The sequence below is a fragment of the Streptomyces sp. NBC_00299 genome (genome assembly GCF_036173045.1).
GTDB classification, from domain to species: Bacteria; Actinomycetota; Actinomycetes; order Streptomycetales; family Streptomycetaceae; genus Streptomyces; species Streptomyces machairae.
This window is the reverse complement of sequence record NZ_CP108039.1, coordinates 9,160,702-9,175,818: the sequence shown is the minus strand read 5'-3', so window position 1 is coordinate 9,175,818 and position 15,117 is coordinate 9,160,702. Positions and strand designations below refer to the sequence as shown.

The window sequence follows — 15,117 nt, the reverse complement described above, 5'->3', positions numbered from 1 at the left end:
ATCTGTGGCGTCACTGCTCAGGCGACCCCCGCTCCCCTCCCTGATCCCTGTACCCACCCCCCTCGACCACGTCCCTCGCGAAGATCTGCGACCTGGCCAGGGCCTCGTCGACGGACTGGCGGCCGGCGATCGCGGCGGAGATCTCCGCGGACACGCGGTTGCCGAGGCCCGCGTACTCAGAGATGCCGACGTAGGACATCCCGACCCACGGCTGCTCGTGCACCCCGGGGTGCACGAGGTTCACCGCGTCGAGGGCGTGCAGCGTCGGAGCGACGAACGCCTTGGTGGCCTGCTGGTACTCAGGCAACTGGTAGGTGGACAGCCGGCTGCCGGGTGGCACACGTACCCAGCCGAGCCTTTCGCCGTAGAGCCTGGGGTAGCCCTTGGACGTCGCCCAGGAGACGAACTCCCAGGCGGCTTGCGGGTTCTTCGACGTGACCGGGATCGCCAGCGACCAGGACCACAGCCATCCCGAGCTTGCCGTGCTCAGCACGGGGGCGGGGGCGTAGCCGAGTCGGCCTGCGACCTTGCTGCTGTTCGGGTCCTCCAGACTGCCGGCGAGAGCTGTGCTGTCGTACCACATGGCCGCCTTGCCCTGCCGCATCGTCCTCAGGCACTCGGCGGGTCCGGTCTCGGCCGGCCGGGGTTGGCCGTGCAGGCGGACCAGGTCCACGTAGAAGCGGACCGCCTTCTTCGTTTCGGGGGAGGTGAGCCGAGGGTTCCAGTGCTCGTCGTACCAGCGGCCGCCGAAGGTCAGGATCACCGTGTTCAAGGGCATGAGCAGGTTTCCCCAGCCAGGTCCGCCGCGCAGGCAGATCCCGGCGACGCCGTGCCGGGGGTCGTGGAGCTGCGCCGCCAGTCGGGCGACCTGCTGCCAGTTCGGACGCTCCGGCATGGTCAGGCCGGCCTTCGCGAAGAGGTCCTTCCGGTACATCAGGAAGGACGACTCGCCGTAGTAGGGCACTGCGTACTGGCCGCCGTTGTACGACAGCGACTTGCGTACCGTGGGGATGAAGTCCCCCATGTCGTAGCCGCCCTGGCCCGCGTAGCCGTCGAGGCGGGTGAGCCATCCTCGTGATGCCCAGATCGGTGCCTCGTACGGGCCGATGGCGACGACGTCGTAGTGGCCGGCCTCGGTGGCGATGTCCTTCGGCACCCTGGCCCGCAGCGTGTTCTCGGGCAGGAAGGCGAATTCCACGTTCGTGTCCGGGTGGTCCTTTTCGAAGTCGTCGACGAGCTTGTCGATGTCGCGCATGAAGTCGACGGCAGCGACGGTGACCGTCGCGCGTTTCTCGTCCGCGTGATTCCCTGTGCAGGCGGCCGAGGCAAGTGCGAGGAAGGCGATCAGGGGTCCCGCCAACGCGAAACGGGACAGCAGTCGTGGTTTCACCGGGACTCGGACGCCTTTCCTCACTCCGGGAGTTTCTCCGAGCTCGCGAACGACACATAGTCGGAGACGTTCAGGAGACAGCCCGGTACCCGGTCCGCCGTTGACGTTCCGAAGTAGGTGCCGACCTGCTTCTCACCTTCGTCGGGAACACCCATTCCTTTCGTGAGTGCGACCGTCCAGGGCTTCGGCGGGATCGAGTTGCTGTCCTGGAGGGGGTAGTCCAGCGCCACGACCAGAGACAGGAAGACGCCGATGAAGAGCGACAGGAGGCCGGTGATGGCCAAGTGATCGCTCAGCCTGACACCGACGAGAACCCAGGTCGCGGCGATGACGACGGCGGCGCCGACAAACAGGACTATGTAGAGACCGGGCAGCAGACCGATCTCCACCTCTCCCTGCCGCTCCCGACGAAGGTTGTTGTATTCGTTGAACGCCTCGAGGGTGACGGACTGCGCGTTCGACTCCTGGGCGTTCCGCGGCTCGTAGAACATGAGCGACTCGAATACGGCATCCAGCCTGCCCTGGTCCTCCTCGATCCGGCCCTGCTTCTGTTTGGGCCAGACGTCGTCGATCACGTTCTCGGCGTAGTTGCGGATCTGCGACTGGAGCCTGCAGCGACGGCTGTTGGGAAACGACTGTGCGGCGCGGTAGACGGTGGTCAGCTGTGAGGCCTCCTGGTTGACGAGCCTCTTCACCTCCACATAGTGGTCGTACGCGCCGACGGCTACCAGCCCGACGAGCAACGCGTAGAACACCCCGACGACCTCGACCAGGAAGGTGACGCGCTCGTCGTGTTCCGGATCGTCGTCGAACCGTCGGCGCGCCCAGGGACGGGCGAGCATCCCGCACAAGCCGAAAAGGAGAAGGCCCCCGGCCAGAACCACAGCCTGGGCCCAGGCCGGCACATGCAAGAATCCACCAGACACTCGTCAGAGCTGCCCCGGCATTGCTTCAGCTACGCCGAGAGCGGCCATGTCGGACGATACGGGTGCGCTTCGGCGTCGCACTCCCCGAACGGCCTTACGAAACGCGAACTGGCGCCTCCTGAGAACGTGGCGGTCACCCTGACCCGCTCCGTCAGGGCATCGATCGCAACCGGTCCAATCCCTGGGCATTGCAGGAGCGGGTCCGTATTGCCGAGGATCTCCAGGTTGACCCGGCGGAATTCGGGATCCAGGCGCCGAACCAGACGTCGCCGATCACCGCGAACCCTGCTTCAAACCGCCGCGACACTGCGCGGTTCCCCCTATCCCTCCGCCGACTTCAGCCACTTCTCGCCTCCAAGTGGGAATTCGTACGCCGGTCGCCCGTTGTTGCCGCTAGTCCGGAACGGCCTGCCGTTGTCGTCGACGACCAGCGTGCCCTTCCGGCCACCGCTGGACCAGGTCAGCTCCAGGTACCAGGTCACGTCGTACGCCGAGGCATCGGCGGTGATCTTGAAGACCTCCGGGTCCGACTCGCTCACCTTGAAGGAGAAGTCGCGCTGTCCGGCCCCGGCCACGACGACCGGACGCGCGGCGTCGAGGGCGACGGTGAAGGGACGTGTCGGCACGTTGCCGCCGCACCCGACGCCCATCACGTAGTCGTTCCAGGCCAGTGGCGTGTCCTTGCGGACCACGCGAACGTCAAGGCCGTCGATCACGACCGTCTCCTTGCCGGTGCCCTGGACGGTCAGCGTCACCAGTTGTTCCCCGGCCGTCACCGCCTTGTTCGCCCCGATCCAGGCCGGCGCGTCCTGCTCGACCGGGGGCGGGCCGATATCCGTCGGGGGCCGGTCGATCAAGTAGTGCTGGTAGCAGGGGTGTTCCCAGCTGTACGGGCGGACGTTCACGGTCAGCGGTGGCTCGGCGTCCGTCTTGGCGCCGGCGCCTGCGCCGCCGTCGGGCGCGTTCTTCGTCGGGGTCGCGGAGGCGGACGGGGAGTTCGTCCCGCCCGGCTTGGCGCTCCGCGAGTCGGACGGCGACGACTGCGGCGAGGCCTTGGTGGGCGGGGCGGTGACGTCCTTCGAGGCGGCGGCACCGACGCTGCTCCCCCGGTCGTCGCCCTGGCTCCCGTCCGACGGCAGATTCATGGCCAGTGCGGCGGCACCGAGAACGGCGGCCACCGCGACACCGGCGAGGAGCGCGGTACGGCGGCGAGGGCGGGCCGGGTGGCTGCGCTGGAGCTGGAGAGGGCCGACAACATCGGCGGGGGCCGGACCCGGCGTGGGCTCGGGAGCGGGCGTGGGCTCAGACCCGGCCTGGTCGAGGTCGGGCCCGACGGCCGTACCGTCATCGGAGGTGGTCGCCGCTGCCGCCCCCTTCCTCCCCCGCACGGCATCCGCCAGCACCCACCGCCGATGCAGCTCCACCAGTTCCTCCGGCGAGGCCTTGCACAGGCGAGCCAGCCGCTCCACGGGCGCGTAGTCGGTGGGGACGGCATCCCCGTTGCAGTACCGGTGCAGCGTCGAGGTGCTCATGTGCAGCCGTTTGCCGAGGACCCCGTAGCTGAGCCCCGAGCGGTCCTTCAACTGCCGCAGAAACGCCGCGAAATCGGTCGCAGCCGTGCCTTCCGACACCGTTCCTCCATCCCCCGTGTCCCATTCCCCCGTTCCAGGGAATGGACGTTTCTCCAGGTCAGATCCATTGCAGCCGTTCCGGTTTCCCTGATCGCCGACGGACGTGGCGACCGGGACGGATCACCGGGCAAGCTCAGGTCATCCAAGCACGCCGCTCCCGGCACCCGGTCGAGCGGCTGCCTTCAAGTCCTTTGCACCGACAAGGAATCAGCCATGCGCACCTTCCGTCGCACCCGCCTTCTCGCCGCCACTGGCGCCGCCATCATCGCCCTCGCCCTCACCGCATGCGAGAACGGCTCCGGGACCCGCGACGAGGGCGCCTCACAGCCGACGTCACCGTCCGCGGCGGCGGACACGTCGAAGCCTGCGCAGGACCCGTCGTCCCATCGGCCGGGGCAGAGCGCGGGCTCCGGGCAGCAGTCGGCCCCGCCCTCGCAGACGGGCAAGCCCGCGGAGAACGGCACCAGCGGGGGCAGCGGCACGAGCGAGGGTGCGAAGGGAGGCGCAAACGCACCGGGGGACCTGACCATCTGCAACGGCTCCAACACCAGGACCACGGCTCAGCCCGTCCCCCGCCCGCTGAACCACATGCTGCTCACCGTCACCAACACCGGCTCGAAGCCGTGCGCCCTGCCGTACTACCCGGTGCTCCGCTTCGACGAGATGCAGTGGGTGCCGCAGGCCTTCGACGACACCAAGCCGCAGGCAGTGCCGATCCTGGAGTCGGGCGCCTCCGGCTACGCGGGCGTCCGGCTCAGCGCGGCCGACGACAGCGGCACGGGCGGCAACACCGGCCGCGCGCTCACAGTCGCCTTCCAGGGCAGGACGCCGAACAGCTCCGGCGGCCCGTCGGCCACCCCGTCCCTGCCGGCGAAGGGCGTCTACTACGACAGCGCCCTGAGCGTCACGTACTGGCAGACGGACGTGGAGACAGCCCTCAACTGACGCCCGGTGGCTGAAGCCGTCGCCTCGTTGCCCCGAAGATCACCCGCATGTTCCGCACCTCGCAGCGAACGCATCCGCGCCGGCGAGGTCGAAGTCTCCGTGGTCGCTGCCGAGTCCCTGGGCCACCAAGGCCGCCGCGGCGCACCCGAGGACGGCGGAGTCGTACGGCCTGCGGCCCAGGCCCGTGCCGCGTACGAAGCCGGCCGAGAAGGCGTCGCCGCAGCCGGTCGTGTCCACGACGTCGATCATGAACGCGGGCACCTCCTCGGTGCCCTCGGGGGTCACCAGCAGGGCCCCGTCACCGCCACGAGTGACCGCGACGAGACCCGCTCCGGCAGCGAGGAGCTTCTTCGCCCCCGCCACCACGTCCTCCTCACCGGTGAAGCCGAGGACCTGGTCCTCGTTGGGCAGCATGTGGTCGACGTACGGCAGGACTGACTCGATCTGTTCGAAACTTCCGAGGGCGCCGGGCGCGAGGAGGTCGACCGAGGTCACCACGCCGTGTTCCTTGGCGTAGGACAGGATGCGCGTTGCGGTGTCGACGCCGATGAGTTCGGGGCCGCCGAGGTGGAGGTGGTTCGCCTCGGCGATCGCGTCCCAGGGCACGTCGTCGGGGCCGTACGTGATGTTGGCGCCCAGCAGGTGCAGCGAGGGCCGGTCGCCGTTGGGGCGGATGGGCAGGACGCTCGCGGAGGTGGGGGTGTCCGTGCGGCGGACGAGGAACCGGGTGTCGATGCCTGCCGCGCCGAGCAGTCGGACCAGCATGTCCCCGGTCGGGTCCGAGCCGATCGCCCCGGCGCTGCTCACCGACGCGCCGAGTTTGGCGAGGGTGAGCGCAGTGCCGCCCGCGGTTCCGGCGGCGGTCATCCTGATGTCGTCCACCAGCGTCGCGCCCTGGCCCTCGGGAATCGCCTCCACCGGCCGCACCAGTACGTCCAGCACATGCACGCCCATCGTGACGACGTTCATCGGTGTCCCTCCTGCACGGGTGGTACGGGGTGGGTGGTGCCGTAGTTCCGGGCGAGCGCGGCCTCGATCACCGCGAGTCGCTGGTGTTCGTCGAGGACACGGGGCTTACCGAGGGCGGCCGCATGCTGGTGGACGCCGCACGCCCACTCCAGCAGCAGGGCGTGCTCGACCGCCTTGGCCAGCGTGGGAGCGTGCGTGACCGAGCCGTGGCTCGCCATCAGCGCGGCGCTGCGGCCCTCCAGCGCCGTCAGCACGGACTCGGCGAGCTCCGGTGTGCCGAAGGTGGCGTACGGCGCCACGCGCACCGAGCCACCCAGGCTCAGCAACTGGTAGTGGATGCAGGGCAGTTCGTCGAGCACGCAGGACAGCGCGGTCGCCATCGGGGCGTGGGTGTGGACGACCGCGCCCGTTCCGTAGCGGCGGTAGACACCGAGGTGCAGGTCCAGTTCGGAGGTGGGTTCCAGGGTCCCGGCCACGACGTTTCCGTCGAGGTCGACCACGGTCACCTGGTCGGCCGTCAGTTCCGCGAGCACCGCGCCCGTGGCCGTGATCGCGACACGGTCCTCGACCCGCATGCTGACGTTGCCGGCCGTGCCGATGAGCAGGCCCTCCGCCCCCAGGCGACGGCACGCCTCGGCCACAGCGGCGCGCTCCTGACCCAGCGTTGAGCTTGAGTCGGTCATGTACGCGACGCTAACGTAAACCTGAAACGATGTCACGTTCAGGTTCGGAGGCCGTACATGGGCGATCCCGCCCCGCAACCCGCCGACGGCACGTGGCATGTCCCGTTGCGCCGTACTCCCCAGCAGGCGCGCAGCAAGGCCCGCCTCACCCGCGTGCTTCGGGCGGCGGAACGCGTTCTGATCGGCGAGGGCGTGCAGGCGCTGACCACGACCCGCATCGCCGCCGAGGCGCAGGTCTCGGTCGGGTCGCTGTATCAGTACCTGCCCGACCGCGACGCGATCATCGATGCCCTCGCGGCCGGGTACTTCGCCCGGCTCGAGAGCGCCATGGACGACCTCGTGCGCGCTGCCGCGGCCGAGCAGTGGGACGACCCGGTCGGTGTGCTCATCGACGTGTACGCCGCGATCTATCGCACCGAGCACGGCTTCAGGGCCCTGTGGTTCGGCAGCAGCCTCACCGAGCAGACCCGGGCCGCGGACCGTGAGCACAAACGCCGTATGGCGGACGGAGTCCGACGTATCCTGCTGACCCTCGACGTCGCCCGGGACGACGATGCGCTCGCCCGGGCCTGCCACGCCGCGGTCCTCGCCGCCGACGCCCTCGCGCAGGAGGCCTTCCGCCGAGACCCCGAGGGCGACCCCGGGCTGCTCGACGAGGCCGGGCTCATGCTGCGGGGGTACCTCGCCGGTGTGGCCGCGCGCTATGAGGGGCCGTAGGGCAGGTGACGGACAGGGTCCGGCGCGCGGGGCCCGGCAGTGCCTGGGGCTTCGGAGCACGACTCTGACATCCTGGCCGTGTGCCGAAACCGTCTCCTGTCACCCCTGATGCCCCCGCCCACATACACACCCCGCTGCTCACCCAGCAGTGGCTCGACCTGGCCTTCATCCACTGGGCCGTCGAGCCGGACGTGGTGGCCGGGCTGCTGCCGCGGGGTACCGTTCCGGACACGCATGACGGGGTCACGTACGTCGGCCTCGTCGCCTTCCGGATGCATCGGGTCGGCTGGCTGCGACTGCCCGGGGTGCCGTATCTCGGGACGTTTCCCGAGACCAACGTGCGCCTCTACTCGGTGGACGCACACGGACGGCGCGGCGTCGTGTTCCGGTCGATGGACGCCTCCCGGCTGATCCCGGTGGTGATGGGACGGGTCGGATTCCGGTTGCCGTATCTGTGGTCCCGGATGGCCGTGCGCTCGGCCGGCGACACGGTCACGTACACCAGCTCCCGTCGCTGGCCCGGCCCGCGCGGCGCGTCCAGCCGGATCACCGTACGCACCGGTGATCGCATCGAGGAGCCCACCGAGCTGGAGCACTTCCTCACCGCACGCTGGGGCATGCACAACGCCTTCTTCGGCGGTGCCGAACCGGTGGCGTACCTGGCCAACCACCATCCTCGGTGGCCGCTGTACCGGGCCGAGCTGGTCAGCTGCGAGGAGAACCTGATCACCGCGGCCGGGCTGCCCGCCCCGAGCACCGCCCCGGTCAGCGTCCTGTACTCCCCCGGCGTCCCGGTCCGTCTGGGCCGCCCGGCGCGGCCGGCGGGCATCCCCACGCCGTGATCGGCGGATGACTGCAAAACCCAGGGGGCCCGGAACCGGGATGACCGGTCCGAGCCCCCTGGAACGTATCGGCGTCACATGCCGTTACGGGGTGTCCGTCCTCACCTTCACTCGGCGCGGCGCCTCGTGCGCATGAGCAGCAGGAAGCCTGCCATCAGGAGCACGGCGCCGGCCGCGGCCGGCCACAGGGACGTGCCCGTCTCCGCCAGGTCACCGTTCCCGACCGCCTGCGGCTCCGTCCCGGAACCGGCGCCGGAGTCGTCGCCGCCCGCGGCGGGCTGGGTCTGCGCCGGAGTGCTTCCCGAGCCGGCGCCGTCGTCGCCCTGTCCCTGGCCGTTGGCGTTCTCGTTCGCCGTGGGGGTTCCGTCGGCCTTGGGCGCCACCGTGCTCGACAGGGTGGGCTTGCCGTCCTCCTCCGCCGGTTCGGTCGCAGGCTCGTCCGTCGCGGGCTTCTCGGTCGCGGGCTTCTCGGTCGCCGGCTTCCCAGTCGGCTCCTGCGTGGCGGGCTCGTCCGTCGCGGGGTCCTCGGTCGCCGGCGCGTCGGTCGGCTTGTCCCCTCCGTCACCGGGCTTCGGATTGTCGTTGCCCGGCTCGTCGTTCCCGCCCGGCGGGGTGGTGGGAGCCTGAGTCGGCTCCTCGGTCGGCTCCTCGCCGCCCGGCTCGTCGCCGTCGCCCGCTCCGGCGCCGCACTTGCGGCCCTCGTTGATGCAGTCGACCATCTCGCTCATCAGGTCCTCGCTGAAGACGTTGATGAAGTCGCCGTGGTCGGTGACCGGCTTGTGCAGCTGCTCGGGGAAGGAGTCCACCGCGAACAGCGGGGTCGTCTTCCCGCCGTCCTGGAGGCTGGGCGCGTCGACGTCGTACACGATCCGCTGCACCAGCTGCGGAATGGCCTTGAAGCCGTTCGCACAGCTGCCGTCGGCCGCCGCGAAGGCCACGTGGGTGCGGTGGTTGGCGCTGTCGATGTTCTGTCCGTCCCAGCAGCTCTGGAACTTGAAGGTGCGCACCACGTCACTGCCCTGCGGGCACAGCGGGTACTTGTCCTTCAGCTGCCGGTCCTCGAAGCCGGTGCAGCTCCAGGAGGCGTTGGCGTTGGCGGTGCCGTTCACGAACGCCTTGGCGTCGCCGGTGATGATGCGCAGCAGGCGCGGCATCTCGGTGACCTTGCTGCGGGGGTTGCCCACGAAGTCCAGCGTCACTTCCTTGGGAGTGACGATCTCACCGGCGTTGCCCTCGATGCCACCGCCGGGCGAGTTGGCGTCCCTTTCCTGGCTGCCGTTCTGGAGCCGGATCACGGGCCAGTAGTACGTGGACTTGTCGCCCTGGTCGACGCAGCTCGTCTCGGCGTTCGCCAGGTCCTCGTCGCTGGCGAAGGCGTCGTTGGACTGGTTGCCGATGTAGTCGTGGAAGTGGTGGGCGCCGTTGGAGACGCCGGGGGCCACGATGACGTTGTCGGAGTTGAACAGGCCGTTGTCGTTGACGCCGCAGCTGGTGGCGAAGGTGCCTCGGGAGGCTCCCTTCTGCTGGGCCGCGCCGGCCACGTTCGGCTGGACGGACTTGATGTCCACGAAGTCCGCGGCGACCGGGCCGTTGCCCGCCTGTCCGCCGTTGCCCTGCTGGTCGCCGTTGCCGGGCTGCTGGTTGCCCTGGTCCGCGCCGTCCTGGTTGTCGCCGCCCTGTTCCTGGTCGCCGCCGTCTCCGTCCTCACCGGTGCCGTTGTCCGCGGCGCGCAGGGTGCAGGAGGCGAGGGAGTCGAGGCCTTCGGGCCGGTCTCCCACGCGGTCGACAGCGATGGCGATCCGCTCGATCGTCGCGGCCCGCTTGTCCTTGAGCGGGTTCATGATCGCGCTGTCGGCGAAGCCCGCGTCCTGCTGGATGGCCTGAGCCGACTCCTGCAGCCGCTGGTAGGCCTCGGCTATCTGCTGGTCGAGCAGCGCGAGTTCCTTCGCGACGTCCTCGCGCGCTCCGTCCGGCACATCCGTCAGTTCGCTGCCGACATCCGGGCAGTCGATCGTGCCGGCCGGGGTGGACAGCGTCCGGGCGGGATCCGCTCCGCCGTCCTCGGTGGCCGAGGCATAGACGTTGGCCGCGACCAGGCCGCCGCCGCCCAACATCAGCGCGACCGCTGCAAAAGTCGCGCGCCGTGCGCCCGTGGGGCGTCTTCGCGTGCTGCGTCCCAAGGAAGTACTCCTACGCCTCGTGATCGGTCAGGGCATGAAAATCCCCCGGTCCAATACGGAGACGGGCCGCGTTGTGTTCAAACGCCTCACGGATTCACAGAAATTTCTCACAACGAAGGTAAACACCCTGGTCACTGTGGGGTGTTGGGGAGAAGTCGCGGTCCAGGTCAGCCCATCAGACCGGCGGCGAGCGTCGCCCCCAGCTCCCAGCAGGCCTCGGTGTCCGCCTTGGTGGGCTCGCCCGTGACCCTCACCGGATTCGCCGCCCTGCGCCAGCCCAGGCCCGTCGTGATCGAGTCGATCGCCCGTACCGCTCCGGTGACGTCGCTGCCGCCGTGCACGCAGAAGCCGAAGGGCCGGCCCTGGGTCGCGTCCAGGCAGGGGTAGTAGACCTGGTCGAAGAAGTGCTTGAGGGCTCCGGAGATGTAGCCGAGGTTCGCCGGGGTGGCGAGGAGGTAGCCGTCGGCGGCCAGCACGTCGGAGGCCGTTGCCGACAGCGCCGGCCGGCGCACGACCTCGACGTTCTCGATCTCCGGCGCCGTGGCACCGGAGATGAGGGCTTCGAGCATGGCATGGCAGTTGGGCGAGGGCGTGTGATGCACGATCAGCAAGGTGGGCACATCCGAACCCTGCCGGGGTGCCCGTTCGCGACGCAACCCTGACGTGCGGAGTGTTGCCCTCAGTGCTCGGGGATGACGTGGTTGACCCTGGCGACCGCGGCCGACAGATGTTCCTGCACCTCTTCGGGCAGCGCATCGCCCTTGACCGCGGTGACGAGGTCCCCGGCCAGGGAGTGCAGTTTGGTGTTGGTGTTCTGGGAGGCCGTGACCAGTACCGTCCAGGCCTCCTCCGAGCTCAGGCTGAACGAGGCCATCAGGATGCCGCGGGCCAGGTCGATGGTCGGCCGGGTCTGCATGGCCCGGCGCAGTTGGGCGACCTCTATCCGCAGATCGTGATGGGCACCCTCGGGCGCCTCCGGGTCCTGGGCATGCCCATCGACCGCGGCATGCCCGTCCGGGTCGAGCCGGCCGAACAGCGAGTGCGTGCCGGTCAGGGAGAGCAGGCGGTCGACAGCCGTACTGGCTGCGTGGATCGCGACCGTCTTGCCCTGCTCCAAGGCGAAGTGGCGCACGTTGAGCAGGATGTTGAGGGTCGAGCAGTCGCAGAAGGAGACGCCCTCCAGATGCAGATCGACGCCACGGACCGAGCGGTTCAGAGCTTCACGCAGGACGCCCTGGAGTCGCTCGCTGGTGTCGAGATCGAGCTCTCCGGAGACCTTCACCATGACCCTGTCGCCACCCGCGCGGACGGCGGTGACCAGCGGCCAGGACGAAGCCGCCGCCGGTTCGCCGTCGAAGTTCACACGGTCGGCAGCGCCCCTGTTGGGGGGCTGTGCAGAGGACGCGAGCTCGGGCATGACCGCCTCTCTCTCAGGTATTCCCCGTCTCACTACAAGAGTGAACCCGAACCGCGGAACACGTCAACAGATACATGAAATTGAGTGCGTGTATTTGTATTCGTGAACACCCAGCCGTACTCTTGAGGCATGGATGGAGTCCCTGAGCCGCACACCGGATGGACGTTTCTGACGAACCATGCCCGCGTCCTCGCGGCCATCGCCGACAACCCGAACGTGCGGATCCGGAACATCGCCGCGCACTGCCGACTCACCGAGCGCGCTGTCCAGAAGATCATTTCTGACCTGGAGCAGGACGGCTATCTGTCCCACACTCGCGAGGGACGCACCAACACCTACCGGATCGAGGCCGGCAAGGTGCTGCGGCACCCCGCCGAGGCCGGACTGCCGGTGGCAGAACTGCTCTCGCTGCTCATCCAGGCCGAGGCCGGCCACACCACCGGCTCGCAGCAGCTCAGGACGGCGCGCCCGCGGATGCCCGTGGACGGCGGATGACCGGCGGTGGATGGCTCACGGAGGGCGCGTGCCCTGCAGAGGGCTGATGACCTGCGGTCGGCGCATGCCGCTCGGAAGGCGCTTGGTCCGCTGACGGCGGGTGCGCTTCAGAGGGCCTATGACCTGCGGGTGAGGTGTGCCCCGCAGAGACGAGCGGGTGGGTCGTACCCCGCACAGACGACATGACTCGGCCACGGCGGGCGGCCGGTCGCCGGACTCGGCCGCCGTGGAAACGCCGGTGGCCCGGCCTCAGCACAGGACGCGCAGCGCTCCCGGCAGAACCCTGACCGTGACCGGCAGGGTGGCCTCCACCTCACCGTCCGCGCCGTAGGGCACCTCACGGTCGGCCGCGATACGGATCTCCCGGCCTCGCAGGAGCTGCACCTCGGGACGCTGGACGTGGGCTCCGGTCTTGAGCTCGTTCATCAGGGCGAAGAACAGCCGCCGCGGCGCCTCGCGGATCATCACGACGTCCAGCAGACCGTCGTCGACGCGGGCGTCGGGGGCGATCAGGCGGCCGGATCCGTAGTAGCCGGAGTTGGCGGCCACGACCGTGTAGCCGGTGTGCAGGTGCTCCTGGCCGTCGACGGTGACGCGGTAGCGCGCGGGGCGCCAGGTGGTGACGGCGCGCAGGCCGCCCGCGTAGTAGGAGGCCGAGCCGCGCAGCAGTCTGGCCTCGTTGGCGTGCCGGTTGGCCAGGGCGTCGACGCCTGCGTACACGCTGCCGAGGACCACTGTGCGGTCGTGTACGGCCGACTCGACCTCGATGGTGTCGACCTGCCGGGGTTCGTGGTGGAGCAGTACCTCGGCGAGGGCGGCGGGCTCGGTGGGCAGGTTCAGCGCCCGGGCGAAGTCGTTGCCGCGGCCGGCGGGGACCAGGCCGAGCACGGCGTCGGTGCCGCTGAGGGCCCCGCCGACACCGCCGGCGATTCCGTCGCCGCCGACAGCGAGCACCACCCGGCCCCGCTCCCCGGCGTCACGGGCCAGTTCCTGGGCGTGGGCGAGGCTGCGGCTGTACTCGGTCTCCAGGTCGGCCCCGGCCTCCCGCAGCGGCCTGGCCACGTTCAGCAGTGCGGCAGCTGAGGCGGATCCGCCCGCCGTGGGGTTGACGATGGCGGTGAACTGTCGCATCGGGGTGCCTTTCGGGCCGACGGGAGGGTGCTGCCGGAGGCGGGCGGAGGAGGTGGATGAGTGATGACCGGAAGGTCCCGGGCGGACCCGGTGCCCCGGGGGACCCGAGGGACCCGAGGGACCCCCGGGGGATGAACAGTCTGGACGGTCAGTCGAGGGGCAGGAGGACCCCGGGGTTGAGCAGTCCCGTCGGGTCCAGTCGGCGCTTCACGGCCTGCAGCGCCTCGATGCCCAGGGGGCCCGCCTCGCGGACGTACCAGTCGCGGTGGTCGGTGCCCACGCCGTGGTGGTGGCTGATGGTGCCGCCCGCGGCGAGGATCGCCTCGTTGGCGGCGTGCTTCGCCTTCTCCCAGTGCCCCACCGGTTCGTCGCCCTGCGCCGAGACGACGGTGAAGTACAGCGAGGCACCGTTCTCGTAGACGTGGGAGATGTGGCACATGATCAGGGGCGGCGTGCCGGCCTCGGTGAGCGTGGTGGTCAGGGCGTCGCGCACGGACGCGTACAGCTCGGGCACGCGTGACCAGAACGTCGCCGTCTCCAGTGTCTCGACGAACGCCCCGGCGTCCAGCAGGGAGTCCCGCAGGTAGGGGGCCGAGTAGCGGCCGTGCGCCCAGCGCTGTCCGGGTTCCTCGCCCAGCTGGGTTCCGCCGCAGTCCCGGAGGACGGCCGACGCACGCTCCCTGCGGTACGAGGTGTCCTCGTCGGTGCCTTCGTAGCCGGCGATCGCCGTGCATCCCGCGGACTGCTGCCCGTCGACGGCGGCACCGATGGCGTCGGGCTGGGCGAGGCCGATCAGCGTCTCCGTCTCGTCGGACAGCCGCAGCACCGTCGGGCGCGGGCCGTCCTGGGCGAGGCGGCGCAGCGCGGCGGCGCCCTGCTCGAAGGAGTCGAAGCGCCAGCCCTCGTACACGCGAGTCGCGGGCACGGGACGGATCCGCACGGTGACGGACGTGATGACGCCGAACGCGCCCTCCGAGCCGAGCACGAGCTGCCGCAGGTCGGGGCCGGCCGCCGAGCGAGGCGCGCGGCCCGTGTCGAGGGTGCCCTCGGGGGTGGCGACGGTCAGGCCCAGGACCATCTCGTCGAAGCGGCCGTAGCCGGCGGACGCCTGGCCGCTGGAGCGGGCGGCGGCGAACCCGCCGATGGTGGCCCACTCGAAGGACTGGGGGAAGTGCCCGAGCGTGAAGCCCTGTTCGGCCAGCAGCGCCTCGGCGTGGGGCGCGCGCATCCCGGGCTGCAGCGTGGCCGTGCGGGAGACCGGGTCGACGGCGAGCAACTGGTCCATGCGGCGCAGGTCCAGGGCGACGAAGGGGCCGCGCCGGCCAGGGGCGAGGCCGCCTACGACAGAGGTGCCGCCACCGAACGGGACAACGGCCAGGCCGTGTTCGGCGCAGGCGCGCAGTGCCGCGAGCACGTCGTCGTGGCCGGCGGGGAGTACGACGGCTGCGGGGATGTCTTCGACCTCGCCCTCGCGCATTCGGAGCAGGTCGGGGGTGGACTTGCCGCGCGTGTGCCGGATGCGGCTCTCCGCGTCGGTGCGCACGTGCTCCTCGCCTCCGACCGCTGCGGACAGGGCCTGGAGTGCGGCGGGTTCGAGTCCCGGCTCGGGTACGGCGATGTCCGTCAGGGCGACCGGTTCGGCGGTGCGCGGCTTGACGCCGAGCCAGTCGCGCAGCAGCCCGGTCACGGTCTCGGGCAGCGGCGCCGCCTTGGCCGGGTCGCCCCAGCCGCTCCACAGCATGTCCATTGGCTGTTGTCCTCACCGGTCGATTCGAGCGATGCCGTGTCCCG

The 15,117-nt window shown here is 70.2% G+C and carries 14 protein-coding genes; 4 read left to right on the top strand and 10 right to left on the bottom strand.

Annotated elements, in window-relative coordinates; translation table 11 throughout:
- Positions 1 to 10: 10 nt before the first annotated feature.
- The 3 genes from OHT51_RS40695 to OHT51_RS40680 form a co-directional block, all read right to left on the bottom strand.
- Positions 11 to 1,390, bottom strand: a complete 1,380-nt coding sequence (locus OHT51_RS40695; protein ID WP_328883930.1) for an ABC transporter substrate-binding protein — start codon at positions 1,388 to 1,390, stop codon at positions 11 to 13.
- A 20-nt stretch (positions 1,391 to 1,410) separates the two neighbouring features.
- A complete protein-coding gene (locus OHT51_RS40690) occupies positions 1,411 to 2,232 on the bottom strand; it encodes a bestrophin-like domain (protein WP_328883929.1) in 822 nt (273 codons plus the stop codon).
- 404 nt (positions 2,233 to 2,636) lie between these two features.
- Entirely contained in the window at positions 2,637 to 3,947 is a 1,311-nt protein-coding gene (locus OHT51_RS40680) for a helix-turn-helix domain-containing protein (protein WP_328883928.1), read from the bottom strand.
- A 213-nt stretch (positions 3,948 to 4,160) separates the two neighbouring features.
- Here OHT51_RS40680 and OHT51_RS40675 point away from each other — a divergent pair, with 213 nt between their 5' ends.
- A complete protein-coding gene (locus OHT51_RS40675) occupies positions 4,161 to 4,892 on the top strand; it encodes a DUF4232 domain-containing protein (protein ID WP_328883927.1) in 732 nt (243 codons plus the stop codon).
- 39 nt (positions 4,893 to 4,931) lie between these two features.
- Here the strand turns inward: OHT51_RS40675 and OHT51_RS40670 are convergent, their stop codons facing one another.
- Together OHT51_RS40670 and OHT51_RS40665 are read right to left on the bottom strand one after the other, a co-directional pair.
- A complete protein-coding gene (locus OHT51_RS40670) occupies positions 4,932 to 5,861 on the bottom strand; it encodes a carbohydrate kinase family protein (protein ID WP_328883926.1) in 930 nt (309 codons plus the stop codon).
- On the bottom strand, positions 5,858 to 6,544 hold the full coding sequence (locus OHT51_RS40665) for a class II aldolase/adducin family protein (protein ID WP_328883925.1): 687 nt from the start codon (positions 6,542 to 6,544) through the stop codon (positions 5,858 to 5,860). Before OHT51_RS40665 ends, OHT51_RS40670 begins: the two co-directional genes overlap by 4 nt.
- 57 nt (positions 6,545 to 6,601) lie before the next feature.
- Between OHT51_RS40665 and OHT51_RS40660 the strand changes: the two genes are divergently transcribed.
- Both OHT51_RS40660 and OHT51_RS40655 read left to right on the top strand, forming a co-directional pair.
- Positions 6,602 to 7,261: a TetR/AcrR family transcriptional regulator gene (locus OHT51_RS40660; RefSeq protein ID WP_328883924.1), complete on the top strand. Its 660-nt coding sequence runs from the start codon at positions 6,602 to 6,604 to the stop codon at positions 7,259 to 7,261.
- Between the two features lie 80 nt (positions 7,262 to 7,341).
- A complete protein-coding gene (locus OHT51_RS40655; protein ID WP_328883923.1) occupies positions 7,342 to 8,103 on the top strand; it encodes a YqjF family protein in 762 nt (253 codons plus the stop codon).
- Positions 8,104 to 8,210: 107 nt separating this feature from the next.
- Here OHT51_RS40655 and OHT51_RS40650 read toward each other — a convergent pair whose 3' ends face one another.
- The 3 genes from OHT51_RS40650 to OHT51_RS40640 all read right to left on the bottom strand — a co-directional run bounded on the left by OHT51_RS40650 (position 8,211) and on the right by OHT51_RS40640 (position 11,700).
- Positions 8,211 to 10,217, bottom strand: a complete 2,007-nt coding sequence (locus OHT51_RS40650) for a DUF1996 domain-containing protein (RefSeq protein ID WP_328884599.1) — start codon at positions 10,215 to 10,217, stop codon at positions 8,211 to 8,213.
- Between the two features lie 233 nt (positions 10,218 to 10,450).
- Positions 10,451 to 10,903, bottom strand: coding sequence for a flavodoxin family protein (locus OHT51_RS40645; RefSeq protein WP_328883922.1), 453 nt, complete (start codon positions 10,901 to 10,903; stop codon positions 10,451 to 10,453).
- Positions 10,904 to 10,962: 59 nt separating this feature from the next.
- Positions 10,963 to 11,700 carry an ANTAR domain-containing protein gene (locus OHT51_RS40640; protein ID WP_328883921.1) on the bottom strand — a complete coding sequence of 246 codons (738 nt, stop codon included), beginning with the start codon at positions 11,698 to 11,700 and terminating at the stop codon, positions 10,963 to 10,965.
- Between the two features lie 129 nt (positions 11,701 to 11,829).
- Here OHT51_RS40640 and OHT51_RS40635 point away from each other — a divergent pair, with 129 nt between their 5' ends.
- A complete protein-coding gene (locus OHT51_RS40635; RefSeq protein WP_328883920.1) occupies positions 11,830 to 12,195 on the top strand; it encodes a helix-turn-helix transcriptional regulator in 366 nt (121 codons plus the stop codon).
- Positions 12,196 to 12,444: 249 nt separating this feature from the next.
- Here the strand turns inward: OHT51_RS40635 and OHT51_RS40630 are convergent, their stop codons facing one another.
- Positions 12,445 to 13,326: a YegS/Rv2252/BmrU family lipid kinase gene (locus OHT51_RS40630; protein ID WP_328883919.1), complete on the bottom strand. Its 882-nt coding sequence runs from the start codon at positions 13,324 to 13,326 to the stop codon at positions 12,445 to 12,447.
- Positions 13,327 to 13,474: 148 nt separating this feature from the next.
- Positions 13,475 to 15,073, bottom strand: coding sequence for an FAD-binding oxidoreductase (locus OHT51_RS40625; protein WP_328883918.1), 1,599 nt, complete (start codon positions 15,071 to 15,073; stop codon positions 13,475 to 13,477).
- Positions 15,074 to 15,117 lie beyond the last annotated feature (44 nt).